This window comes from Sinorhizobium sp. FG01 (assembly GCF_002531875.1).
Classification (GTDB): domain Bacteria; phylum Pseudomonadota; class Alphaproteobacteria; order Rhizobiales; family Rhizobiaceae; genus Sinorhizobium; species Sinorhizobium fredii_C.
The window spans coordinates 359,184-384,675 of record NZ_NWTB01000004.1 but is presented as its reverse complement, the minus strand read 5'-3'; the positions used below and the strand labels follow the sequence as shown (position 1 = coordinate 384,675).

At 63.4% G+C, this 25,492-nt stretch carries 21 protein-coding genes; 15 read left to right on the top strand and 6 right to left on the bottom strand.

The genetic code is table 11. From position 1 onward, the window contains the following. The 6 genes from CO656_RS07295 (at position 1) to CO656_RS07270 (ending at position 8,231) form a co-directional block, all read left to right on the top strand. Complete coding sequence (locus CO656_RS07295; protein WP_097525298.1) at positions 1-783, top strand: carnitinyl-CoA dehydratase; 783 nt, start codon at positions 1-3, stop codon at positions 781-783. Between the two features lie 211 nt (positions 784-994). Beyond that, entirely contained in the window at positions 995-2,584 is a 1,590-nt protein-coding gene (locus CO656_RS07290; RefSeq protein ID WP_037415261.1) for an ABC transporter substrate-binding protein, read from the top strand. A 2-nt stretch (positions 2,585-2,586) separates the two neighbouring features. Continuing rightward, positions 2,587-3,699, top strand: coding sequence for an ABC transporter permease (locus tag CO656_RS07285; protein WP_037415259.1), 1,113 nt, complete (start codon positions 2,587-2,589; stop codon positions 3,697-3,699). After that, entirely contained in the window at positions 3,696-4,523 is an 828-nt protein-coding gene (locus tag CO656_RS07280) for an ABC transporter permease (RefSeq protein ID WP_097525297.1), read from the top strand. Before CO656_RS07285 ends, CO656_RS07280 begins: the two co-directional genes overlap by 4 nt. Beyond that, positions 4,516-6,147, top strand: coding sequence for an ABC transporter ATP-binding protein (locus tag CO656_RS07275; protein WP_097525296.1), 1,632 nt, complete (start codon positions 4,516-4,518; stop codon positions 6,145-6,147). Before CO656_RS07280 ends, CO656_RS07275 begins: the two co-directional genes overlap by 8 nt. An 86-nt stretch (positions 6,148-6,233) precedes the next feature. Then, on the top strand, positions 6,234-8,231 hold the full coding sequence (locus CO656_RS07270; protein ID WP_097525295.1) for a CocE/NonD family hydrolase: 1,998 nt from the start codon (positions 6,234-6,236) through the stop codon (positions 8,229-8,231). A 175-nt stretch (positions 8,232-8,406) separates the two neighbouring features. Here CO656_RS07270 and CO656_RS07265 read toward each other — a convergent pair whose 3' ends face one another. Together CO656_RS07265 and CO656_RS07260 are read right to left on the bottom strand one after the other, a co-directional pair. Beyond that, positions 8,407-8,820: an ACT domain-containing protein gene (locus CO656_RS07265; protein WP_097525294.1), complete on the bottom strand. Its 414-nt coding sequence runs from the start codon at positions 8,818-8,820 to the stop codon at positions 8,407-8,409. Beyond that, positions 8,817-9,752 (bottom strand): alpha/beta hydrolase, encoded by a 936-nt coding sequence (locus tag CO656_RS07260; RefSeq protein ID WP_097525293.1) that lies wholly within the window; start codon positions 9,750-9,752, stop codon positions 8,817-8,819. The genes CO656_RS07265 and CO656_RS07260 overlap by 4 nt, the downstream gene beginning before the upstream one ends. Positions 9,753-9,872: 120 nt before the next feature. On the opposite strand from CO656_RS07260, the gene CO656_RS07255 reads away from it, so the two are divergent. From CO656_RS07255 to CO656_RS07225, 8 genes are all read left to right on the top strand, one after another. Continuing rightward, positions 9,873-10,781 (top strand): LysR family transcriptional regulator, encoded by a 909-nt coding sequence (locus CO656_RS07255; RefSeq protein WP_037415247.1) that lies wholly within the window; start codon positions 9,873-9,875, stop codon positions 10,779-10,781. A gap of 121 nt (positions 10,782-10,902) precedes the next feature. Further along, positions 10,903-12,063 carry an ABC transporter substrate-binding protein gene (locus CO656_RS07250; RefSeq protein WP_097525292.1) on the top strand — a complete coding sequence of 387 codons (1,161 nt, stop codon included), beginning with the start codon at positions 10,903-10,905 and terminating at the stop codon, positions 12,061-12,063. A 201-nt stretch (positions 12,064-12,264) separates the two neighbouring features. Further along, entirely contained in the window at positions 12,265-13,263 is a 999-nt protein-coding gene (locus tag CO656_RS07245) for an ABC transporter ATP-binding protein (RefSeq protein ID WP_037415242.1), read from the top strand. Next, the gene (locus tag CO656_RS07240) at positions 13,260-14,210 is read left to right on the top strand and encodes an ABC transporter permease (RefSeq protein WP_037415239.1); all 951 of its coding nucleotides are present in this window, start codon (positions 13,260-13,262) and stop codon (positions 14,208-14,210) included. The genes CO656_RS07245 and CO656_RS07240 overlap by 4 nt, the downstream gene beginning before the upstream one ends. Beyond that, positions 14,200-15,015: an ABC transporter permease gene (locus tag CO656_RS07235; RefSeq protein ID WP_097525291.1), complete on the top strand. Its 816-nt coding sequence runs from the start codon at positions 14,200-14,202 to the stop codon at positions 15,013-15,015. The genes CO656_RS07240 and CO656_RS07235 overlap by 11 nt, the downstream gene beginning before the upstream one ends. A 25-nt stretch (positions 15,016-15,040) precedes the next feature. Further along, positions 15,041-16,468: a gamma-aminobutyraldehyde dehydrogenase gene (locus CO656_RS07230; protein WP_097525290.1), complete on the top strand. Its 1,428-nt coding sequence runs from the start codon at positions 15,041-15,043 to the stop codon at positions 16,466-16,468. 356 nt (positions 16,469-16,824) lie between these two features. Beyond that, positions 16,825-16,977 (top strand): hypothetical protein, encoded by a 153-nt coding sequence (locus CO656_RS30175; protein WP_157213155.1) that lies wholly within the window; start codon positions 16,825-16,827, stop codon positions 16,975-16,977. Between the two features lie 175 nt (positions 16,978-17,152). Next, on the top strand, positions 17,153-17,671 hold the full coding sequence (locus CO656_RS07225; protein WP_097525289.1) for a hypothetical protein: 519 nt from the start codon (positions 17,153-17,155) through the stop codon (positions 17,669-17,671). Here the strand turns inward: CO656_RS07225 and CO656_RS07220 are convergent, their stop codons facing one another. Beyond that, entirely contained in the window at positions 17,672-18,256 is a 585-nt protein-coding gene (locus tag CO656_RS07220; RefSeq protein WP_097525288.1) for a cysteine hydrolase family protein, read from the bottom strand. A gap of 113 nt (positions 18,257-18,369) precedes the next feature. Here CO656_RS07220 and CO656_RS07215 point away from each other — a divergent pair, with 113 nt between their 5' ends. Continuing rightward, positions 18,370-18,813: an Lrp/AsnC family transcriptional regulator gene (locus tag CO656_RS07215; protein WP_234819730.1), complete on the top strand. Its 444-nt coding sequence runs from the start codon at positions 18,370-18,372 to the stop codon at positions 18,811-18,813. A gap of 7 nt (positions 18,814-18,820) precedes the next feature. On the opposite strand, the gene CO656_RS07210 is transcribed toward CO656_RS07215, so the two are convergent. From CO656_RS07210 to CO656_RS07200, 3 genes are all read right to left on the bottom strand, one after another. Then, positions 18,821-20,365, bottom strand: coding sequence for a trimethylamine methyltransferase family protein (locus CO656_RS07210; protein WP_176536493.1), 1,545 nt, complete (start codon positions 20,363-20,365; stop codon positions 18,821-18,823). A gap of 184 nt (positions 20,366-20,549) precedes the next feature. Then, positions 20,550-22,997 (bottom strand): FAD-dependent oxidoreductase, encoded by a 2,448-nt coding sequence (locus CO656_RS07205; RefSeq protein WP_097525286.1) that lies wholly within the window; start codon positions 22,995-22,997, stop codon positions 20,550-20,552. Next, a complete protein-coding gene (locus tag CO656_RS07200) occupies positions 22,994-25,441 on the bottom strand; it encodes an FAD-dependent oxidoreductase (protein WP_097525285.1) in 2,448 nt (815 codons plus the stop codon). The genes CO656_RS07205 and CO656_RS07200 overlap by 4 nt, the downstream gene beginning before the upstream one ends. Positions 25,442-25,492: the final 51 nt, after the last annotated feature.

Here is a 25,492-nt window from a genome sequence, read left to right as displayed (position 1 = left end):
ATGACCGGACCGATCCTCACCCGCCGCGAAGGTGGCATTCTCGAAGTCACGATCGACCGGCCGAAGGCGAATGCCATCGACCTGAAGACCAGCCGGCTGATGGGTGAGATCTTCCGCGATTTCCGCGACGATCCGACGCTCCGGGTCGCTGTCGTCACCGGCGCCGGCGAAAAATTCTTCTGTCCCGGCTGGGACCTGAAGGCGGCGGCGGACGGCGATCCGGTCGACGGCGACTATGGTGTCGGCGGGTTCGGCGGCATGCAGGAGCTTCGCGACCTCAACAAGCCGATCATTGCCGCCGTCAACGGCATCTGCTGCGGCGGCGGGTTGGAGATCGCCCTTTCGACCGACCTCATCCTCGCCGCCGAACACGCGACCTTCGCGCTGCCGGAGATCCGCTCGGGCACCGTTGCCGACGCCGCCTCGATCAAGCTGCCGAAGCGTATCCCCTACCACATTGCCATGGACATGCTCCTGACCGGGCGCTGGCTCGAGGCCGCGGAGGCCCATCGCTGGGGCTTCGTCAACGAGATCCTGCCCGCAGGCCGGCTGATGGAGCGTGCCTGGGAACTGGCGCGCCTTCTCGAGAGCGGCCCGCCGCTCGTCTATGCGGCAATCAAGGAGGTCGTGCGCGAAGCCGAGGGCCGCGACTTCCAGACCACGATGAACAAGATCACCCGTCGCCAGCTCAAGACGGTCGACGTGCTCTATTCCAGCGAGGACCAACTGGAGGGCGCGCGCGCCTTCTCCGAAAAGCGCGATCCCATCTGGAAGGGGCGATAGCTTACCGGCGGAAGGAAATGATGATTTAGGACGTTACAAGCTTCGGCCGAGAGGATAGCCTTATGGTTGAAGCCCATAGCGCCCCCAGGTGAGGGAGGACGGAGGAAGGACATCAAGCGGAACAGTGCCTTGGGCCATCTCACGATGGCGATACGCAGTCTCTACCAACCACAATGAACGGCGAATGCCGGCAACGAAAGGGAACAGGGGAATGAGCGATTACAAGGATTATCTGACACGACAGATCATGCTGGGCAAAATGAACCGCCGCGAATTTCTCGGGCGCGCTGCCGCCCTCGGCATTGCCGCATCGACGGCCAACACGCTGTTTGCGGCGAGTGCCGCGGCGCAAGAGCCGAAGCGCGGCGGCCATCTGAAACTCGGTCTCGAAGGCGCGGCCGCAACCGATTCGAAAGACCCGGCAAAGGCACTCTCGCAATTTCTGTTCGTCGTCGTTCGGACCTGGGGCGACCTGCTGGTGGAGAGCCATCCGACGACCGGCGCGGCCGTACCGGCGCTTGCCGAGTCCTGGGAGCCTTCCGCCGACGCGGCCACTTGGACCTTCACGATCCGCAAGGGCGTCAAATTCCATGATGGCAAGGAACTGACGGTAGAGGACGTCGTCAAGACGCTGCAGCGACACACGGACGATAAGTCGGAGTCGGGCGCCCTTGGCGTGATGAAATCCATCAAGGAAATCAAGGCCGACGGCGGCAAGCTCGTGCTGACGCTGACGGAAGGCAACGCCGACCTGCCGCTGCTGCTTTCGGATTATCACCTCGTCATCCAACCGAACGGCGGCATGGACAACCCCGACGCCATGATCGGCACCGGCCCCTATAAAGTCGCCAGCTTCGAACCGGGCGTGCGCGCCACTTTCGAAAGGAACCAGGACGACTGGCGTACGGACAGAGGTTATGTGGATTCGATCGAACTGATCGCCATGAACGATGCGACTGCACGCATCGCGGCGCTCTCCTCGGGTCAGGTGCATTTCATCAACCGCGTCGATCCGAAGACAGTCAACCTCTTGAAGCGCGCGCCGACCGTCGAAATCCTCAACACGTCCGGCCGCGGCCATTACGTTTTCATCATGCATTGCAACACCGCGCCGTTCGACAACAACGACCTTCGGATGGCGCTGAAGCTGGCCATGGACCGCGAGACCATGGTCCAGCGCATCCTCGGCGGTTACGGCAAGATCGGCAACGACTTCCCGATCAACGACACCTATGCGCTCTTCCCGGAGGGTATCGAGCAGCGCGTCTATGATCCGGACAAGGCAGCCTTCCATTACAAGAAGTCCGGCCACAGCGGGCCGGTATTGCTGCGCACCTCCGACGTCGCCTTCCCAGGCGCGGTGGATGCGGCGGTCCTCTACCAGGAGAGTGCCAAGAAGGCCGGCATCGAGATCGAGGTCAAGCGCGAGCCGGGCGACGGCTACTGGACCAATGTCTGGAACGCCCAACCGTTCTGCACGTCGTATTGGGGCGGCCGTCCGACCCAGGATCAGATGTATTCGACGGCTTATCTGTCGAACGCCGACTGGAACGACACCCGCTTCCAGCGTGAGGACTTCGACAAGCTCCTGCTCGAAGCGCGTTCCGAACTGGACGAGGCAAAGCGCAAGGACATGTATCGTACCCTAGCGATGATGGTGCGGGACGAAGGTGGCGTTATCCTGCCGATGTTCAACGATTTCGTGAACGCATCGACTAAACAGGTGAAGGGCTACGTCCACGACATCGGCAACGACATGTCGAACGGCTATGTCGCAACCCGGGTCTGGCTGGACGCCTGACCATGGAGAGCGGACCGATCACTGGTCCGGTCCTGACCGATGGGGTCGCGGGTGAAACAGTCCCGCGCTCCGCCGATCTTTCCGGAGTGCCAGCAAAGCCCAACCCCGCCGCCGCCACGGGCGAGATCGGTGGATCGTTCTGGCGGCGTTTCGTGTTTCGCCGCCCTCTCGCGGCGCTGATCCTTCAGCGCCTCGGCCTCAGCGTCGGCCTGCTTTTTGCCGTGTCGCTGATGATTTTCGGCGGCATCGAGGCGCTGCCCGGCGATTTCGCCACCACCTATCTCGGCCAGTCGGCGACGCCGCAGGCCGTCGAGAACATCCGCAAGGATCTCGGCCTCGACCGGCCCTGGAGCGAGCGCTATCTGAACTGGCTCGGCGGCGCGGTGAAGGGCGATTTCGGCACCTCCTGGGCGAGCAAGAATTCGGTCAGCGAGCAGATCGGCAATAGGCTCGGCAATTCGCTCTTCCTCGCCTTTTTCGCGGCTCTCATCTCCGTGCCGCTCGCCGTCGGTCTCGGCATGCTCGCGGTGCAGTTCCGCAATCGACTGCCGGACAAGATCATCAATGTGATATCGCTGGCGGCGATATCGCTGCCGGAATTCTTCATCGGCTATCTGCTGATCATGTTCTTCGCGGTCCAACTGGGGGTCGCCACATTCCCGGCGACGGTCTATGACAGCATGACCTTCAGCGAACGGCTCTCGGCGATCGCCCTGCCCGTCGCAACCCTCGTGCTCGTCGTTCTCGCCCACATGATGCGCATGACGCGGGCGGCGATCCTCAACGTCATGTCCTCGGCCTATGTCGAGACCGCCGAGCTCAAGGGTCTCGGCACTTTCCGCATCATCGCCCGCCATGCGGCCCCCAACGCCGTGGCACCGGTCATCAACGTCATCGCGCTGAACCTCGCCTATCTGGTCGTCGGCGTCGTCGTCGTCGAGGTCGTCTTCGTCTATCCCGGCATGGGGCAGTACATGGTGGACGCGGTGACGGTGCGCGACATGCCCGTCGTGCAGGCCTGCGGGCTGATCTTCGCGGCCTTCTACATCTTCCTCAACATGGCGGCCGACATCCTCGCCATTCTCGCCAACCCGAGACTGAGGCACCCGCGATGAATTTCAGATCTATCCCCATCAGCGCCTGGATCGGCATCGCCGGCATTGCGCTGGCAATTGTCTGCGCGCTCTTTGCCCCCATTCTTGCCCCCTTCGGCGAACGCGACGTTGTCGGCGAGATCTGGATGCCGGCCGGCGGCGATTTCCTGCTCGGCACCGACAATCTCGGACGCGACCTGCTGTCGCGTCTGATCTATGGCGCCCGCACCACCATCTTTGTGGCGCTGACGGCGACCCTGATCTCCTTCGCACTCGGCATGATCCTGAGCTTCACGGCGGCCGTCACCGGCGGCTTCGTCGACCAGCTGTTCTCGCGCTTCAACGACCTGATGATGGCAGTCCCGACGCTGATCTTCGCCCTCGTCGTGCTCGCGGTCCTGCCGCAGCATCTCTGGATCCTGATCCTGGTAATGGCGGTGCTCGATTCCACCCGCGTCTTCCGCATCGGCCGCGCCGTCGCTCTCGACGTCGCGGTGATGGAATTCGTCGAGGCGGCCAGGCTTCGCGGGGAGGGCTCGCTGTGGATCATCTTCCGGGAAATCCTGCCGAACACGCTGTCGCCGCTCTTGGCCGAATTCGGCCTGCGCTTCGCCTTCTCGATCCTGTTCCTCTCCACCCTCTCCTTCCTGGGTCTCGGCATTCAGCCGCCGGCTGCCGACTGGGGCGGCATGGTCAAGGACAACAAGGACGGGATCATCTTCGGCATCTCGGCCGCTCTCGTGCCGGGCGCCGCGATCGCAACGCTCGCCATCTGCGTCAATCTCGTCGTCGACTGGCTGATGAAGCGCACCTCTAGCCTGAAAGGAGGGCGCGGCGATGCCTGATCTGCTTTCCGTCAAGAACCTGAAGATCGAGGCGACAAGCTATCCGCCGGGCGAGCCGCCGAAGGTGGTGACGCTCGTCGAGGGCGTCTCCTTCAATCTCGAAAAGGGCAAGGTGCTGGGCCTCATCGGAGAGTCCGGCGCCGGCAAATCGACGATCGGCCTTTCGGCGCTTGCCTATGGCCGCGGCGGCGTGCGGATCACCGGCGGCGAGGTGCTGCTCAATGGCCGCGATATCCTGAAGCTCGACCGCAGCGGCATCAATTCGGTTCGCGGATGCCATGTCTGCTATGTCGCCCAATCCGCCGCGGCTGCCTTCAACCCGGCGCACAAGCTCGGCGACCAGGTGATCGAGGCGTCGCTCCGCCACGGCATCATGTCGAAAGAGGACGCGAAGAAACGCGCACTCTATCTCTTCCGGGTGCTGGGACTTCCCAATCCCGAGAGTTTCGGCGAGCGCTACCCGCATCAGGTGTCGGGCGGACAATTGCAGCGCGCCATGACCGCCATGGCCCTCTGCCCCAATCCGGAACTGATCGTCTTCGACGAGCCGACGACGGCGCTCGACGTGACGACCCAGATCGACGTTCTCGCGGCGATCAAGCACGCCATCGAAGAGACCCATACGGCGGCGCTCTATATCACCCACGATCTCGCCGTGGTCGCCCAAATCTCCGACGACATCATGGTGCTCCGCCACGGCAAGACCGTCGAATACGGCACGACCAAGCAGGTGATCGAGGCGCCGAAGGAGGACTATACGAGAGCGCTCGTCAGCGTCCGGCAGGCAAAACGCGACGAAGCTCCGGACCAGACCGGCACGCTGCTCAAGATCGAGCATGTCCATGCCGCTTACGGCAACGGCTTTAAGGTGCTGCACGACGTCTCGATGCACCTGTCGAAGGGCCAGACGCTGGCGATCGTCGGCGAATCCGGCTCAGGCAAATCCACCCTCGCCCGCGTCATCACCGGGCTGTTGCCGCCGACGGAGGGCCGCATCACCTTCGACGGCAAGGAACTGCCGAAGGCGCTGAAGGGCCGCAGGAACGAGGAACTGCGCCGTATCCAGATGATCTACCAGATGGCGGACACGGCCATGAATCCGCGCCAGACGGTGCGCGACATCGTCGGCCGGCCGCTCTCCTTCTATTTCGGCATGCACGGTGCGAAGAAGACCGAGCGCGTCGAGGAACTGCTCGATCAGATCGAGATGGGCTCACGCTTCCTCGATCGCTACCCGGCCGAACTCTCCGGTGGCCAGAAGCAACGCGTCGCGATTGCCCGGGCGCTCGCCGCCAGGCCGGAGCTCATCCTCTGCGACGAGCCGACCTCGGCGCTCGACCCGCTGGTCGCCGAAGGCATCCTGAATCTGCTTATGAAGCTTCAGGAGGAAACCGCTGTTTCCTATCTGTTTATCACCCACGACATCGCCATCGTCCGGGCGATCGCCGACAGCATGGCCGTGATGCATCGCGGCCGGCTGGTGCGCTTCGGGCCGAAGTCGAAGGTGCTCTCGGCGCCCTTCGACGACTACACCGACCTCCTCCTGAAGTCGGTGCCGGAAATGGAAATCGGCTGGCTCGAACGGGTGCTTAAGACCAGACGCATGGAGAGTGCGGGGAATTGACCCGGAGAGCGGGGCGCCTCCGTCCCGCACACTCACTCCGATCCGCTGTAGATCGCTCACGCGCAGAAAATCGGGAGAATATAAACGTGTCCGATCGCAACTTCACCGTCATCGAAAACGAATGGATCACCCTCAAGGACGGGACCCGGCTGGCGGCGCGCATCTGGATGCCGGAGGGAACCGAGCAGAATCCGGTCCCGGCGGTGCTCGAATACCTGCCCTATCGCAAGCGCGACGGCACCTGCGCCCGCGACGAATCCACCTATCCGGTCTTCGCCGCGGCCGGCATTGCCGGCGTTCGCGTCGACATCCGCGGCTGCGGCGAATCCGAAGGGGTGATCGACGGCGAATATACGCCGCGCGAACTCTCCGACGGCTGCGAGATCATCGAATGGATCGCGACGCAGCCCTGGTCAAACGGCAAGGTCGGCATGATGGGCATCTCCTGGGGCGGCTTCAACTGCCTGCAGGTGGCCGCTCTGAAACCGCCGGCGCTCAAGGCCGTCATCTCGATCGCCTCGACCGTCGACCGCTACAATGACGACATCCACTACAAGAACGGCTGCCATCTTTCGGCGCAGCTTTCCTGGGCCGCGACCATGCTCGCCTACCAGTCGCGCTCGCCCGATCCGGAGCTCGTCGGCGAGCGCTGGAAGGAAATGTGGCTGGAGCGGCTGGAGAACGAGCCCTTCTTCCTGGAGGAATGGCTCGAGCACCAGCGCCGCGACGATTTTTGGCGCCACGGCTCCATAGCCGAGGATTTCGAAGGCTTCCCGGTGCCCGCTCTCGTGATCGCCGGCTGGGCCGACGGCTACCGCAATACGCCGATCAAGGCGACCGAGGGGCTCGGCGACAGGGCCAAGGCGCTGATCGGACCATGGGTTCACAAATACCCGCATTTCGCCTGGCCGAAGCCGCGGGCGGATTTTCACAGCGAGGCGATCCGCTGGTGGAACCGCTGGCTGCGCGATGAGAGAAACGGTGCCGAAAGGCTACCGCAGATCCGCGCCTATATTCTCGATGGCCCGAAGCCGGCGCTGAGACGCAACGAAGATCCCGGCCGCTGGATTGCCAAGGACGTCTGGAACACCCCCGACGCGCGCAGCTTCACGGTATCGAGCGACGGCAGCCTCGTGACCGGGGCCGCTGCCAAGAAGGGGATCGGCGACATCTATCTCCGCTCGCCGCTCGATACCGGCACGGCCGCCGGCGAATATTTCACCTTGAAGCCGGATGCCGAGATGGCCGGCGACCAGCGTATCGACGATGCGGGTTCCCTCACCTTCGATAGCCATCCCCTGCTCGAAGCGGAGGACTACCTCGGAGAACCGGCCCTCACTCTGGAGGTCGCCTGCAGCGCGGAGACGGCCAATCTTGTCGCCCGTCTCGTCGACATTCATCCGGACGGCACGGCAACCCGCGTCGCCTTCGGCGTCCTCAACCTGGCCCACCGCAACGGCAACGCAAAGCCGATGCCGATGCAAAAGAACCACAAGACACGCATCACGCTGGTGCTCGATGCCTGCGGCTATCGCTTTCGCGCGGGTCATCGCATCCGCCTGTCGCTCTCGACATCCTACTGGCCGATGATCCTGCCGCCGCCCACCGATCCCGGCCTGACGATCGATACCGCGAGCCTCTCGCTGTCGCTGCCGCTCCTCGGCGAGCACCGCGAGATCGTCGTGCCGCAGCCGACCAATCCCAACCCTCTACCCACCTATATCGAGCATTCGCCGGCGCAAACCCGCCGCAGCGTCGAGCGCGATATGGCCAAGGGTGTAACGCATAATCGGATCTACGAAGATACCGGCCTCGTCGAACACCCCGATACCGGCAACGCCACGCGTGACATCCGCGACGAGGTTTGGTCGATCGCCCCCAGTGATCCGCATTCGATGACGGGCCTCTCGACCTGGACCTGCATCGCCAGGCGCGGCGAGCAGTCGCTGAAGACCGTTTCGACCTCCCGGCTCGGCTGCACGGAAAGCGAGTGGGTCACATCGGCCAAGGTCGAGGCTTTCGAGGGCGAAGAGAAGATCTTCGAGAAGATCTTCGAGAAGCGGATTAAGCGGGATTTCATGTAAGGGACCGCTGAGCGCATGCGGCCATCATCCTGCTGCCGCGACTTTCTCCCCGCACGCGAAGAGAAGGGACTCGCAGATCGCTCGACCACCATTCCGCGCCTGTGAAGATGGAAAGTGCGGCGCCCGCGACGGTGTCTCCTCCCCCGTCGCGACCGGGCTCGGGTGAGGGGCAAAGTCACTGAATTCCGTTGGTCTCGCGGCTCAATTCCTGCAACGCCTCCAGCGCCCGCTCCGCATCCGCCGCCGGCACGAAGATGTGGTCGTGATAATACGCGGCCACGACATTGGCACTGATGCCGGCCCGAGTGAGTGCCGCTGAAACAGCCGCCGTCAAACCCACCGCCTCAAGTGCGGAATGAACGCTGAGCGTTATCTGTCGCAGCACCGGGCCGTAGGAAAGTCTGGCCGCATCGGCCTTCGAGCGTTCGAGTATCAGCGTCAACCCCTCCACCTCGCGGAAGGTGCCGATCGGTTCAAGGGCAAACCAGAACGCGGCATCGCCCTCGACCGTGCAGTAGACATACTCGCCTTCGCCCAGGATCGGGTTCATCCCGCCGAGCAGGTGCCGCAGATCGGTGTCTCCGCTCATGGTTGCCTCAGAGGGGCCCCAACCAGCCGTGCCACACCACGAACCAGATGGTCAAACCCTTCGCGGGCGCCTGGACTCATGTGCCGTGCCCGGAGCCAGGCATGGATCATCTGCGGCTCTTCGCGATAGGTGACGTCCACGCCTGCCTGCGCAAGGCGCACCGCATAGCCTCGCGCATCGTCCCGCAAGGGATCGAAGTGCGCCCCGGTGATATAGGTGGGCGGCAGATCGAACAGTTCGGCCGCTTTCAACGGGTAGGCGAACACATCGTCGGCCGGGGCCTTCAGTACCTCGCGATAATAGGCCACGTCGGTCGTCGACAGGCCCGGCGCCTCCGCCATCTCGGCATAGGAACCGCTAACGAGATCGCCGCCGAGGCCGGGATAGACCAGCGCCTGGCCGATAATGCCGGATAGCCCTCTGGCCCTCGCCTTGAGCACGATGCCCGCAACCAGATTGCCGCCGGCGCTGTCGCCGACAGCGACGAGCGGCCGACCATCGGCAAGCAGGCTTTCGAGCACGGCGGAACAGTCATCGAAAGCCGCCGGCCAGACATGCTCCGGCGCGAGCCGATAGTCCACCGAAATCAGCTCAGCCCGCACTCCATGCGCAAGCTCGGCACAGATCGCATCATGGCTCTCGAGCGAGCCGACGACAAAGCCGCCACCATGGATATAGAGCACGCGCACCGCGGTCGCGACCTCCGCCGGCCGATAGTGCCGGATCGGAATCCGCCTGGCTACAAGCGCATCGCGCCTTGTCAGCCCCTCCGGCGACGGCGCGTCGAACTCCGCACACAGAGCGTCGTACCATTGTCGCTGTTGTGAGATCGAAGCGGTCACGGCATCGGCCGGGTAGAACGCCTCACAGCGCTCGTGGAATGCCAGGATTTCGCGCTCCGTCGGCATCGGTCTTGATCGTCTCGAATCCATCCTGCGCTCCCTTGAGCCCACCTTAGCACCGGCCTGCCGCCACGCACGACCAGCTGCGCCAAATCGTGGCGCTGCATCGGCCGGCTTGCCATCCGCTTGTCGCCCGGTGTTAATTCGCTCATGGCATTCACACTCAGGCAATTGCAATATTTCGTCGCTGTCGCCGAACAGGGCACGGTCACCCGCGCAGCGCAGAACCTGTCGATCTCGCAGTCATCGATCACCGAAGCGATCAAGGAGTTGGAGACAGATCTTGGCGTCGAGCTCTTCGACCGGCATCCGCGCGGCCTGTCGATCACCCATAACGGTCACCAGTTCCTCCGTCATGCGACGAAGATTCTCGCCGATGTGTCCGATGCGCGGCGCAGCTTCTCCGATAGCCGCGAGGAGCGCGGCGGCAGGCTTAATCTCGGCGTCACCTCGCTCGTCGCCGGCTACGTGCTCTCCGACCTGCTGGCCCGCTATCGCCGCGCCTGCCCCGGAGTCGAGGTGAGTGCCATCGAGGACAACGGCTCCTATCTCGAGCACCTGCTGGTCGGCGGCGAGCTGGATGTCGCCGTGATGGTGATCTCCAACCTGCGCGACCGGATGGCGCTGCAGGCGGAAATCCTCGAAACCTCGCCTTACCGGCTCTGGCTGCCGATCGGCCATCCGCTCGTCAGCGCCGACATCATCTCGGTCGAGGATATCGCCAGGGAGCCGCTGATCATGCTGACGGTCGACGAAATCGAGGAAAACACCGGCAAGCTGCTGACGGCGCTCGGCGCCCGGCCGCATGTCGCCTTCCGCACCCGCTCGGTCGAGGCGGTCAGAAGCCTGGTCGCCACCGGCGCCGGCATCGCGCTTTTGCCGGACCTCGTCTATCGCCCCTGGTCGCTCGAAGGAGACCGTATCGAGAGCCGCGACGTTTCCGGCGCCTTGCCGGTCGTGCAGGTCGGCATGGTGTGGCGCAAAGGGTCAAGCCTGCCGCAATCGGCGCGCGATTTCGTCGGCATCGCCGAAGCCCTTCGCAGTGCCCGTCCACGGTGAATTGATATCGGGAAAACCGATAACGCCATTCTGATTAATGAATTTGCGAATACGGAGAAATAGAGGCACGCTTCATCCCAGGGAACAAGGCCGCGGACGCGGCATAACTGGGGAGACTTCAATGAAGCAGATGTTGAAATCCTGCACGGCGCTTACCCTTACGCTCGGCCTCGTTGCCCCGGCACTTGCCCTGGAGCCGCAAAAGGAGCTCGGCCAGGGTGAGGGCGAGCTCTCTATCGTAGCCTGGCCCGGCTATATCGAGCGCGGCGAGACCGACAAGAACTTCGACTGGGTCACCGAATTCGAGAAGAAGACCGGCTGCAAGGTCAGCGTCAAGACCGCCGCCACTTCCGACGAAATGGTGGCGCTGATGAACGAGGGCGGCTTTGACCTCGTCACCGCCTCCGGCGACGCCTCGCTTCGGCTGGTGGCCGGCAAGCGCGTCCAGCCGATCAATACCAGCCTCATTCCGAGCTGGAAGACCATCGACGAGCGCATGCAGAACGCGCCCTGGCACACGGTCAACGACGTCCATTACGGCACGCCCTATGTCTGGGGCCCGAACGTGCTGATGTACAACACGGAAGCCTTCAAGGGTCAGCCGCCGAAAAGCTGGAATGTCGTCTTCGAGGAGATGACGCTGCCTGACGGCAAGTCCAACAAGGGCCGCATCCAGGCCTATGACGGTCCGATCCACGTCGCCGACGCGGCCAACTACTTGATGGCCCACAAGCCGGAGCTCGGCATCAAGGATCCCTATGAGCTCAATGAGGACCAGTACAAGGCGGCCCTCGACCTGCTTCGCGTGCAGCGCACGCTAGTCGGCCGCTATTGGCACGATGCGATGATCCAGATAGACGACTTCAAGAACGAAGGCGTGGTCGCGTCCGGCTCCTGGCCGTTCCAGGTCAACCTGATGCAGGCCGAGAAGCTGCCGATCTCCTCGGTCATTCCGGAAGAAGGAGTAACCGGCTGGGCGGATACGACCATGCTGCATGCCGAGAGCGAGCATCCGAACTGCGCCTATATGTGGATGGAGCACACGCTCTCGCCGAAGGTCCAGGGCGACGTGTCCGCCTGGTTCGGCGCCAACCCCTCCGTTGGCGCCGCCTGCAAGGGCAACGAGCTCCTGACCGACGAGGGCTGCGCCACCAACGGCTACAACGACTTTGAGAAGGTCAAGTTCTGGAAGACGCCCGTGGCCAGGTGCGCAAGCCAGAGCGAATGCGTGCCCTATCACCGCTGGGTGTCCGACTATATCGGCGTGATCGGCGGCCGGTAAACCGCCGCTTTCCCTCCCCCTTGTGGGGAGGGTGGCCCAAAGGGCCGGGAGAGGTTCGTCTCAAAGTCCCCTCCCCAACTCTCCCCACAAGGGGGAGGGAGTCGATCCTGCATGCCGCACCGACCGCAGGTCCCTTCTCCCCGCTCGCGGGGGAGAAGGTCGCGGCAGCGGGATGAGGGGCCAGAATCCCGGAGCATTTCCATGACCACCGCCGTTCTCTTCGACAATGTTTCCCGCCATTTTGGTGCGGTGCGCGCCGTCGATTGCGTCAACCTCTCGATCGCCGAGGGCGAATTCTTCGCGATGCTCGGGCCCTCCGGCTCGGGCAAGACGACCTGCCTGAGACTGATGGCCGGCTTCGAGCAGCCGAAGACGGGCCATATCGAGATCTTCGGCGAAACCGCCGAGGGCGTGCCGCCCTACCGCCGCAGCGTCAATACCGTCTTCCAGGACTATGCCCTCTTCCCGCATCTCTCGATTCTCGACAACGTCGCCTACGGGCTGATGGTCAAAGGAGTCGGCCGCGAGGAAAGACGCAAAGCCGCGGAAGATGCGCTCGCCATGGTCAAGCTGCCCGGCTACGGCGCGCGCCGGTCCGGTCAGCTTTCCGGAGGCCAGCGCCAGCGGGTGGCACTCGCCCGCGCCCTCGTCAACAACCCCAAGGTGCTGCTTCTCGACGAGCCGCTCGGCGCGCTCGATCTGAAGCTGCGCGAGCAGATGCAGGAGGAGTTGAAGAGCCTGCAGAAATCGCTCGGCATCACCTTCGTCTTCGTCACCCACGACCAGGGCGAGGCATTGTCGATGGCCGATCGGATCGCCGTCTTCAACGAAGGCCGGATCCAGCAGCTCGGGCGGCCGGAAGAGGTCTACAACCAGCCGAAGACCCGCTTCGTCGCCGATTTCGTCGGCTCGTCGAACGTGCTCTCTGCCAAGCTCTGCCAGAGGCTCGGTCTGAAATCCTCCTTCGCGAGCCTTCGGCCGGAGTCGGTTGCGCTCGCGCCGGCGGCGGACGGCGCCCTCAGCCTCTCCGGCATCGTCGCCGGCCGCAGCTTTCTCGGCGCGACCAACCGGATTGTCGTCGATGTCGACGGCAACCGCATTGCCGTCGCCAGTCCCGCGGCGCAGAGCGTGCCCGCGATGGGCAGCCCGGTCACGATCAGCTTCGCCGCCCGCGACCTTCACCCGATGGAGGACGCATGACGATTGTTGCCGAAAGCTTCGTCCTTCCGGAGCGCCGCAGCACAACCGGCCGTCTCTCGGACTTCTTCTGGCGGCACCCGCCTCTGCTCCTGACGGTGCTGCTCGGGCCGCCTTTGCTGTGGCTCGGCATCGGCTATCTCGGCTCGCTTTTCGCGCTGCTTCTCCAGAGCTTCTTCTCGATCGACGAGTTTTCCGGACTCATCAATTACGAGTTCACGCTTGCGACCTACCGGCAGCTGTTCAGCGAAGCCAATCTCGACATCATCCTGCGCACCGTTTCGATGGCGGCACTGGTGACGCTCGTCTCGGCGTTCATCGCTTTTCCAATCGCCTATTATGCGGCCCGCTACGCGCGCGGCAAATGGAAGGCGCTTTTCTATCTGGCGGTCATGCTGCCGCTCTGGTCGAGCTATCTCGTCAAGGTCTACGCCTGGAAGCTGATCCTTGCGAAAGAAGGTATCCTCACCTGGTTTTTCGAGAAGCTGAACCTTCTCTGGCTGCTCGATGCCTGGCTTTCGCTGCCGGTCGTCGGCGGCAATTCGCTGTCGGTCAGTTACACGGGCACCTTCATCGTCTTCGTCTATGTCTGGATGCCTTTCATGATCCTGCCGATCCAGGCGGCGCTGGAGCGCGTGCCGGCCAACCTAGTCGAAGCCTCGTCCGACCTCGGCGGTACGCCGGCGCAGACTTTCCGCCATGTGCTCTTTCCGCTGGCACTGCCAGGCATAGTCGCCGGCTCCATCTTCACCTTCTCGCTGACTCTCGGCGACTACATCATCCCGCAGATCGTCGGTTCGTCGCGGCTCTTCATCGGCCAGGCGGTCTACGCCCAGCAGGGCACGGCCGGCAACATCCCCCTCGCCGCCGCCTTCACGGTCGTGCCGATCGTCATCATGGGCGCCTATCTCTGGATGGCCAGACGCATGGGGGCCTTCGATGCGCTCTGAGAAGATGAATCGCGCGCCCCTTGGCCTGAAGATTGCCGCAGCCGCCGGCCTTGCCTTCATGCACCTGCCGATCCTGCTGATCTTCCTCTATGCCTTCACGACGGAAGAAAAGACCTATCAGTTCCCGCCGCCGGGGCTGACGACGCAATGGTTTGCCGTCGCCTGGAACCGGCCGGATGTCTGGGCGGCTCTCACCCTCTCCGTCAAGGTCGCCGCGGTCGCCACCGCCGCGGCACTCGTCCTCGGCACCCTTTGCGCCGCCGCGGTCAGCCAGACGCGCTTCTTCGGCCGCGAAACCGTGTCGCTGCTGGTCATCCTGCCGATCGCGCTTCCCGGCATCATCACCGGCATTGCGCTGCGCTCGGCCTTCTCGATCGCGGACATCCCGTTCTCGTTCTGGACGATCGTGCTCGGCCACGCCACCTTCTGCATCGTCGTCGTTTACAACAACGCGATCGCCCGCTTGCGGCGGATTTCCGGCTCGCTGATCGAGGCCTCGATGGATCTCGGCGCCGACGGCTTCCAGACGTTCCGCTACGTGATCCTGCCGAACATCGGCACGGCGCTGCTTGCCGGCGGCATGCTCGCCTTCGCGCTTTCCTTCGACGAGGTGATCGTGACGACCTTCACCGCCGGCCAGCAATCAACCCTGCCGATCTGGATGCTCGAAGAGCTGATCCGCCCGCGCCAGCGGCCGGTGACCAACGTCGTCGCGATGATCGTCGTCATCGTCACCTTCCTGCCGATCCTCGGCGCCTATTACCTCACCCGCGACGGCGACCAGATCGCCGGCGCCGGCAAATAATATCGAACATAAAGGGAGAACAGACATGGACACCCAACTCCTGATCGGATCTCGTTTCGAAGCCGGGACCGAGGCCGAGGAGCACATCCTGAACCCGCGGACGGGCGCCAGGATCATCGACCTCGCCGAAGCCTCCCATGCGCAGATCGACGCCGCCGTCGACGCGGCCGAACGCGCCTTCGTTACCTGGTCGCAGACGACGCCTGCGGAACGCTCGAACCATCTGCTGAAGATCGCCGACGCGATCGAGAGGAACGCCGACGACTTCGCAGCACTCGAAGCCTTGAACTGCGGCAAGCCGATCAACGCGGTGAAGAATGACGAACTACCGGCGATCATCGATTGCTGGCGATTCTTCGCGGGCGCGGTTCGCAACCTGCACGCGCCCACGGCGGGTGAATATCTTCCGGGCCATACCTCGATGATCCGCCGCGACCCAATCGGCATCGTCGGCTCGATCGCCCCCTGGAACTATCCGCTGATGATGATGGCCTGGAAGTTGGCGCCGGCAATCGGCGGTGGCAACACCGTCGTCTTCAAGCCGTCGGAACAGACGCCGCTGACGGCGCTGAAGCTTGCGCGGCTGCTGGCCGATATTCTTCCCGAGGGTGTCGTCAATGTCATCGCTGGCCGCGGCGAGACGGTCGGCAATGCGCTGATCAACCATCCCAAGATCTCGATGGTGTCGATCACCGGCGATATCGCCACCGGCAAGAAGGTGCTCACCGCCGCCGCCAAGACGGTCAAGCGCACCCATCTCGAACTCGGCGGCAAGGCGCCGGTCATCGTCTATGACGACGCCGATCTGGAAGCGGTCGTGAACGGCATCCGCACCTTCGGCTATTACAATGCCGGCCAGGACTGCACCGCCGCCTGCCGTATCTATGCGGAGGCCGGTATCTACGACAAGCTCGTCGCCGATCTGACATCTGCCGTATCGACCATCCGCTACAACCTTGCCGACGATACCGAGAACGAGATCGGACCGCTGATCTCCAAGCGGCAACGCGATCGCGTCGCGAGCTTCGTCGAGCGGGCATCAGACCAGAAGCATATCGAGATCACCACCGGCGGCGGCACGGGCAGCGACGACGGTTTCTTCTTTCAGCCGACGGTCGTCGCCGGTGCCACCCAGGAGGACGAGATCGTTCGCCGCGAGGTTTTTGGTCCGGTCGTGTCGGTCACCCGTTTCTCCGGCACGGACGATGTCGTCGCCTGGGCAAACGACAGCGATTACGGCCTCGCCTCCTCCGTCTGGACGAAGGATATCAGCAAGGCGATGAGGGCCGCCTCCCGCCTGCAATATGGCTGCACCTGGATCAACACGCATTTCATGCTGACCAACGAGATGCCGCATGGAGGCGTCAAGCAGTCAGGCTATGGCAAGGACATGTCGGTTTACGCGCTGGAGGACTACACCGCCGTTCGGCATATCATGATCAACCACGGATAAGGCCGCTTGTCGCCCGTGTCGTAGGCAAGCAAGACCAGATGAAAATGCTCGCCGCCCGTCGCCACTCTCCGGCGGCGGGCGTTTTCCCCGATCGGCTAATTGCCCGTACCCTGCGGTAGCGTCTTTGCCACCCGCGCAGCGTGTTGTTGCACATTTCCCACAAACGCAAAAACATGAGTGGATTCTCACAAAATCCTGTTGCGCGCGCAATAATCATGAGTGAATAGCTCATCTTACAAGCTCACTGTCCAGAAGGCTGCAGTTGCAATGCCCAGCCAAGCCAACCACCGCTGCTTCTAAAAGCGCGACATCGAGCGCCCAATGGATAAGCTCACGGCGCCACGACGGGTGACGCCGTGACGACGGGCAGCTCCATCAGCATGCCGGAGGCCGCGGGGGCGAAGGGCCTGTCGGCGGCCTTTGCCGGTCCGCATGCCTGGTGCAACGAAAAGATGCGCTTTGCGGCTGTTCCCTTCGACGGGGCCTACTGGATCAGCCTGAAGAAATGAACGAACGCAGGCGCGTCGTAGCGATTTCCCCGCTCGGTCGGGGCGGCAATGCCAGCTTTGCTCGAACAGTATGTAAATCGGATTCGATTTAGCGGAAAAAGCATGCAGTAATTCAAAGCGCTACAGCGACCCCTTGCGCGTCCTGGTGGACGGCCGCCGCTGTAGGAGGGTCTTTATGCTGTGGGTGATTGCGTTACTCCTGGGCCTGGTGATCGTGTATCTCGCGGCCCGCTATGGCCGCTTTCGGAGTTGGGTAGAGCCCGTCCTCTCCATTGCGGTCGCCGTGGGGCTTGCCGCCGCCTTTCTGATCTGGCTGAGTGAAAGCACACCCGAACCGGCTGCACCCGCCCCCTCCCCGCCCCCGGCCGGGATCGTTCCTTCAGACATCGTCCTCGAGAACCTCGCCTTCGAGCGAAACCAGTCGGAGCGCAGCTATCGACTGCATGGGACGGCCAGAAACACCTCGGCAATCACGCTGGAATATTTCCGCCTGACGGTCACGCTCGAGGATTGCTCGGCAGGCGCCTGCAGGCGGGTCGGCGACGACACGGCGCTGGTGCTGGTGCGCGTGCCCGGCGGCGAGACCCGCCCCTTCGAGACGTTTCTCACCTTTCCCTTCCGCCCGGACGAGATCCCAAAGGCACCCAGATGGAGCTATCGGATCGTGGAGGCGAAGAGTGCTACGGCGCGATGATCACGCCGCCTTTATAGCTCCGAGCGCGCTCAGCAATTCGCCAGTCGTCACGACGTCGGCAAACTCGGCCCTGAGTGTCGCCACATGCGCACGGTGGATTTCCCGCGCCGCAATCACGCCGCCCGCGCCATCCGCCACATCGAAACAATCGCAAGCGTCTTCGACGAGGAACACGCGATAGCCGAGATTGGCAGCGACCCGCACCGAGGTCGAGACACACATGTCGGTCGAGATGCCGAACATCACGACGGTATCGGCTCCAAGGCGCCTGAGCCTCAGATCGAGATCCGTGCCGATGAAGGCCGCGTTGACGCTCTTGGTGACGAGGCTTTCCCCTCCCATCGGGCCGAAGCCTGGGCGAAAGGCGTTGCCCGGCTGCTCTGGATGCAACGTCGAGCCTTCCTTGATGCTGTCGTGCCGCACATGAATGATCGGCCGCTTCGCCGCGCGCCAGGCGGCGAGAACTGTCAGCCCGTTTTCATCGACGCGTCCATTCCAGCGCGGCGGCCAGGGCGCCGCATCAAAGGCGCGCTGCATGTCGATCGGGATCAGGACGGCATTTTCCGGCAGTTTCAAGCTGTTCATGAGATCGGCTCCTTCGTTGTCCGGAGACGCTAACTGCCTTATCGTGCGGTTTCATTGGGCATGATGCCGTCCCGCCGGACATTTGTCCGGCACAGGCGGCCGAGGACGACGAATTGACCGAACTTGATGAGAAGGATCGCCTGCTGCTTGCGGCATTGCACAAGGATTCTCGCCAGAGCCTGGTGGCGCTTGCCCGTCATGCCGGCCTTTCGCGCAGTGCGACGCATGAACGGCTGCGCCGGCTTGAAACCAGGGGCGCCATCGCCGCCTATACGATCCGGCTCGGCGCAGAGCAGAAGGCCCCGATGGTGCGCGCACTTGTTGCCGTCGCCTTCCATCCCGGTAAGAATTGCGACCATGTCGTGCCGCACCTTTCGGGCATGCCGCACGTCGTCAGTTGCTGGTCACTTGCCGGCGCGACGGACCTGATGCTGCTCGTCGAATGCGATTCGAACGATGACCTCGACATGATCCGGCGGCGGATCGCCATCATTCCGGGTGTCGCAACCGTCCAGACACATGTGACGCTCAGGACGCACTTCGACCGGCGCGGCTGAGCCTTCTTCAGCAATAGATCCTGAATTTTTCGCGGATGGCACGGTCAATTTCGGGCGCAATGACGGACGGCGCGGCCTCGCCGAGAATGCGATTCTTCCTCTCGATGGCGCGGGCGACGAGATCCGGTCGGCCGATCTCCACCCATTCCTTCGGGCTCGTTCGGTCGGCCACCGCCGGATAGATGTACTCCGTCTGCATCAGCCCCAGCGTCTGGGAATGACCGAGATAGTGGCCTGGGCCGTCGAGGCAGACGGAACGCATGGTGTCGAGCGAGACGGAATCCTCGGTCACATCTATGCCGCGGATGCAGCGCTGCACCTGGCCGAGCAGATCGTCGCCGAGGACCAGCGATTCCAGGCAGAAGCCGAGCAGCGAAGCATGCATGCCGACCGCTTCATAGACCATATTGAGGCCCGAGAGCCCCGCCATGACGTTGGAGATCGCCTGTTCCCAGCCAGCCTGCATGTCGGGAAGCTTCGCATCCGCAATGCCGGCGGCGGCGCCGCCCGGCAAGCGATAGAACTGGTGCATCTGGGCGCAGCCGGCCGTCAGCAGCGCCTGCTCGCCGGAGCCGCCGGACATCGCACCCGTTCTCAAGTCTGAAACGAACGGCCAGGTTCCGAAGACGGCCGGATGACCGGGCGACATTGCATTGACATAGACGACGCCCGCCAGGCATTCGGCGACCGCCTGGACGATCGCGGTTGCGAGCGGTGCCGGCGCGGTTGCCCCCGCCTGCCCGGCCGAAAGCAGTAGGATGGGCATGCCGCCGCGGATGCACTTCTCCATCGTGGTGCAGCTCTCTTCCGCAAATTTCATCGGCGGCACGACGAAGCAGTTGGAATTCGAGACAAAGGGCCGCGCGCGCCACTTGTCCTCTCCGCCGGCGATCATGTGGATCAGATCGAAGCAGCCCTCCACATGCGACGGATCGGAAAAGCTGGTACCGACATGCTTGGTGGTGCCGGCGCAGCAGGCATAGAGCGTGTTGATGTCCATCAGGAAATTGTCGGGAATGTCCCGGCAGACCATGGCGCGCTGGAAGAAGTGCACATTGTCGAGATGATGGACGAGTTGGGCGGCGTTCAAGAGGTCCTTGGTGGTCGACTCGCGATATTCGCGCTTTTCGACATCGACAACGTGCACCGCCGCCCCGGCCGTGCCGTAATAGACACGCGTGCCGGTGAGCTCGAGATCCTGCTTCGGATCGCGGGCGTATAGCGTAATGTCACGCGCGGCAATCGCCAGCATGTCCTCGACCAGCGCACGCGGGAAGCGGATGCGCCCGTCGTCGCCGAGAATGGCGCCGGCGCCGGTCATGATCTCGATGCCGGATTTCGGCGCATTGGCCAGGCCGATCTGCTCCAGCGCATCGAGCGCCGCCTCATGAATGCGCTTCACACCCGCCTCGGTCAGCGGTTTGTACTGGCCGCCGGAAAGACCCGGGCGCACCGGTCGGATGTTTTCCGCAAGCGGTGACGAGCGCAGCGCCACACGCGCCGCCCGTCCGCCGGACCGTCTCGAAACCGCAACTGCGCATTCGTCAGCCATCATCATCTCCCAATGGCGTTCGTCGTCTTACTCGTTGCGCCTCACCCTCACCCTCTCCCCGCACGCGGGGAGAGGGTGAGGGTGAGGCGTCGCGGCTTGTCCCTTCTCCCCGTCACGACGGGGAGAAGGTGCCGGCAGGCGGATGAGGGGCCATCCTTTTTCGCCTGATCTAGCAGTAAGCCGCTTACATCCGCACCCGCTCCGCCTTCGGATCGTACATCGGCTTCAGCGACGCCTCGGCTTTCACCCGCGTTCCAGCGATCTCGATCTCGTAATTGGACGCCAGCACATCCGCGGCGCTCTCGCCGCTACAGGGCACGTAACCAAGGCCGACCGCGCCGCCGAGGTGGTGGCCGTAATTGCCGGACGTGATCGTCCCGGCAATCTCGCCATCGCGAACGATCGCTTCGTTGTGGAAGAGAAGCGGCTCCGGATCGGCGAGCCGGAATTGCACCAGCCGGCGGGATAGGCCCTTCTCCTGCTTGGCAAGCACCGCCTCACGGCCGATGAATTCGCCCTTGTCGGCCTTCACGGCAAAGCCGAGACCGGCTTCGAGCACATGATCCTCGTCGGTGATGTCATGGCCGAAATGACGGAACGCCTTCTCGATGCGGCAGCTGTCGAGCGTGTGAAGGCCACAGAGCTTAAGGCCGACATCTTGCCCCGCGGCCTCCAACGCCTCGAAGGCATGGGCCGCCTGATCGGTCGACACGTAGAGCTCCCAGCCAAGCTCGCCGACATAGGTGACGCGGTGGGCGCGGGCGAGGCCCATGCCGATCTCGATCTCGCGCGCCGTTCCGAAAGGATGCGCCTGATTGGAGAAATCGTTCGGGCTCACCTTCTGCATCAGTTCGCGCGCTTTCGGCCCCATGATACAGAGCACGCTTTCGGCAGCCGTCACATCGGTAATAACCACGAACTCGTCGCGAAGATGCCTGCGCAGCCAGGCGAGATCGCGCTGCAGCGTCGCGCCCGGTACGACGAGCAAGAAGGCGGTTTCCGAAAGCCCGGTGACGGTCAGGTCGCTCTCGATGCCGCCGCGGGCGTTGAGCATCTGCGTGTAGATGATGCGACCGGCTTCGACATTCAGCTCATTGGCGCAGAGGCGCTGCAGGAACGAAAGCGCATCACGGCCCTCCACCCGGATCTTGCCGAACGACGTCATGTCGAAGAGACCGACTCCATTGCGGACGGCGAGATGCTCGGCCCGCTGGTTATCGAACCAGTTCTGCCGTTTCCAGGAATAGCGATACTCGCGCTCCTGGCCGTCTTTCGCAAACCAATTGGCGCGCTCCCATCCGGCAACCTCGCCGAAGACGGCGCCGCGCGCCTTCAGATGCTCGTGCAGCGGCGAGCGGCGGACACCGCGCGCCGTCGCCATCTGCCGATAGGGGAAGTGATCGGCATAGAGCAGCCCGAGCGTCTCCGACACCCGCTCCTTGAGATAGGCGCGGTTTTTCTGGAATGGCTGGGCGCGGCGGATATCGACCTCCCAGAGATCAAAGGGCGGCTCGCCGTCGTTCATCCATTGCGCCAGCGCCATGCCGGCGCCGCCGGACGAAACGATGCCGATCGAGTTGTAGCCCGCGGCCACCCAATAGCCTTTAAGCTCCGGCGCCTCGCCGAGATAGTAGCGGTCGTCGGGCGTAAAGCTCTCCGGACCGTTGAAGAAGGTGTGAATGCCCGCGGTCTCCAGCATCGGCATCCGGTTGACGGCCATTTCGAGGATAGGGGCAAAATGGTCGAAATCCTCCGGCAACTGGTCGAAGCAGAAGTCCTCGCGGATGCCGTCCATGCCCCAGGGCTTTGCCTTGAGCTCGAAGGCACCGACCAGCATCTTGCCGGCGTCCTCCTTGTAATAGGTGCACTCGTCCGGGACGCGCAGGACCGGCAGGCGAGCGAGGCCCGGAATGGCCTCGGTGACGATGTAGAAATGCTCGCAGGCGTGCAGCGGAACGGTGACGCCCAATTGGCGGGCCAGTTCCCTGCCCCACATTCCGCCGCAGTTGACGACAGTTTCCGTCTCGATCGTGAAGCTCTCGCCGTTCTGCTCGCAGGTGACGCCGGTCACACGGCCATCCTTCGTCGTCACCGACGTGACCTTCACGCCTTCGATGATCGTCGCGCCGTGCTGCCGCGCGCCTTTGGCCAGCGCCATGGCGATGTTGGCTGGGTCGCACTGCCCGTCGAGCGGAAGGTGCACCGCCGCCTTGACGTCGGAAACGTTGAGGTGAGGATACATCTCCTTCACCTCTCTGGACGTGATCTCGCGAACATCGACGTCGAAGGCGCGGGCGAGCGAAGCCTGGCGGTAGATTTCTTCCTTGCGCTCATCGGTGAGCGCCACGGTGATAGAGCCGTTCTGGCGCATGCCGGTGGCGATGCCCGTTTCTGCCTCCAGCTTGACGTAAAGGTCGGCCGAATATTTCGCGAGCCGCGTCATGTTTTGCGAGGCGCGAAGCTGGCCGATCAGCCCGGCTGCGTGCCAGGTTGTGCCCGAGGTCAGCTGCTTGCGTTCGAGCAGCACGACGTCCGTCCAGCCGAGCTTCGACAGGTGATAGGCGACCGAACAGCCGGAAACGCCGCCGCCGATTATGACCACGCGGGCCTTTTCAGGGATGGGCTTCGTCATGCTTTCAGTCTTTCATTCGAGGGATCCCAGAGCGGCTGATCCGGCTGAACGATTGCCTTGAAACGCTCTCCGAAAATCTCGACCTCGATTTCCTGGCCGGGCGCGGCTAGATCGGCACGCAGCATGCCGAGCGCGATCGATTTGCTGACGCGATAGCCCCAGTTTCCGGAAGTGGTCTCGCCGACCACTTCGCCGCCCGACCAGAGCGTCGACATATAGGGCGCATCGCACTCGCTGGCCTCGACCGTCAGCGTGACGAAGCGCTTGATGGCACCCCGCTGCTTCTCGCGCTCGAGCGCCGCCTTGCCCTTGAAGCTCGGCTTCGACCAGTCGACGAAGCGTTCGAGCCCGCCCTGAAGGACGGTGTAGTCGGTCGAAAGGTCGCCCTTCCAGGCGCGGTAGCCCTTTTCGATGCGTAGGCTGTCGAGCGCCTCCATGCCGAAGGGCTTGAAGCCGTGTTTCTGGCCGGCCTCCCAGACGGCATTGAAGATCGCTGCGGTGTCCTCGACCTTGGTGTGGATTTCCCAGCCGAGCTCGCCGGCAAAGGAGACTCGCACGAGTTGGCAATAGCGCCCGGCGATCTCAGCCGTCTGATGCGTCAGCCATCCCTTCGAAAGGTCGGCACCGGAAACCTCGGCAAGGATGTCGCGCGATTTCGGACCGGTGAGGATCTGGCAGGAGAAATTCGCGGTCACATCGTCAAGCGCGAAGGCGGCATCGGCCGAACGGTGCTTCTGCAGCCACTCGAAATCATGCCACTGCGCCGTCGCCGCGGTGATCAGGAAGAAGAAATCCTCCTCGATCGCCATCACCGACATTTCCGTGATGATGCGGCCCTTCTCATCGGCGAAATAGGCAAGGCCGATGCGCCCCGGTTTCGGCACGCGGCCGGTGATGAGCTCGGACAGCCACTTGCGGGCACCCTCACCTTTCAGCCGAAAGCGCGAGAAACCCGGCAGGTCGAGAATACCCGCAGCATCGCGCACCGCCAAACACTCCTCCTCGATGCGCTTCGCCCAGGGGCCCTCGCGGCCCCAGGTCTGCGTCGCCGCGTCGGAGATATCGTCGCCGGGCTTCGCGTACCACATGGCCCGCTCCCAGCCGTTATAGGGCTTGAACTGCGCGCCAAGCGCGGCGATGCGGTCGTGGATAGGCGACAGCTTCTTGTTACGCCCGGCCGGCCAGTAGTGTTTGGGGAAATGCATCGCGTATTCATGGCCGTAGATCTCCTTGCCCTTGGCGATGCAATAGTCTTGATCGGTATAGTCGGTGTAGCGCCGCGGATCGCAGGACCACATGTCCCATTCCGTCTGGCCCTCCGTCACCCATTCGGCCAGCACCTTGCCGGCGCCGCCCGCCTGGCAGATGCCGAAGGTGAAGACGCAGGCCTCGAAGGCGTTCGGCACGCCCGGCATGGGCCCGATCAGCGGATTTCCGTCCGGCGCATAGGGGATCGGTCCGTTGATCACCCGGGAAAGCCCGGCGGTCCCGAGGATCGGCACTCGCTCGACCGCATCGTTCAGATACCATTCCAACCTTTCCAGATCGTCCGGGAAGAGCTGGAAGGAAAAATCCTCCGGCATCGGATCGTCGGGCGCCGTCCAGTGGGCACGGCAATTCCGCTCGTAAGGCCCTAGATTCATGCCGAATTTCTCCTGCCGGAGATAGTAGGAGGAGTCGACGTCGCGGAGCAGCGGCAGCTTGCGCCCGGCCTCCTTCGACCAGGCGGCAAGTTCCGGGATCTCGTCGAAGAGGATGTACTGATGGCTCATCACCATCATAGGCACGTTGCGGCCGAACATCTTGCCGACCTCGCGCGCGTAGTAGCCGGCAGCGTTCACCACATATTCGCAGCGGATTTCTCCTTGCGGCGTGGTGATCACCCATTCATCGTTCTCGCGCCGTGCCGCCACGACCGGGCAGAAGCGGATGATTCTTGCGCCCATGTCGCGCGCACCCTTGGCCAGCGCCTGGGTAAGCTGCGCCGGGTCGATATCACCGTCATAGGGATCGTAGAGCGCCCCCGTCAGTTGGTGGGTCTCGAGGAAGGGATAGCGGCTGCGCATCTCGTCGGGCGTCAGGATGTCGAGGTCCATGCCCTGGTAGCGCCCCATGCCGACGACGCGCTTGAATTCCTGCAACCGCTCCTTCGAATGACCGAGACGGATCGACCCGGTGACGTGGTAGTTCATCGGGTAGTCGATCAGCTGCCCAAGCTCGCGATAGAGCGACGCCGAATAGCGCTGCATGTTCATGATCGACCAGGAGGAGGAGAAGGTCGGAACATTTCCGGCCGCATGCCAGGTCGAGCCGGCGGTGAGCTCGTTCTTCTCCAGCAGCACGCAATCGGTCCAGCCCGCCCTGGCCAAATGGTAGAGCGAGGACGCGCCGACCGCTCCTCCGCCTATAATGACGACACGCGCGTGAGACGGCAAATTCGACATGCGTAATTCCCTCTTTTGACGGGATATTTGACGAGGAGTCCGAGGCCATCA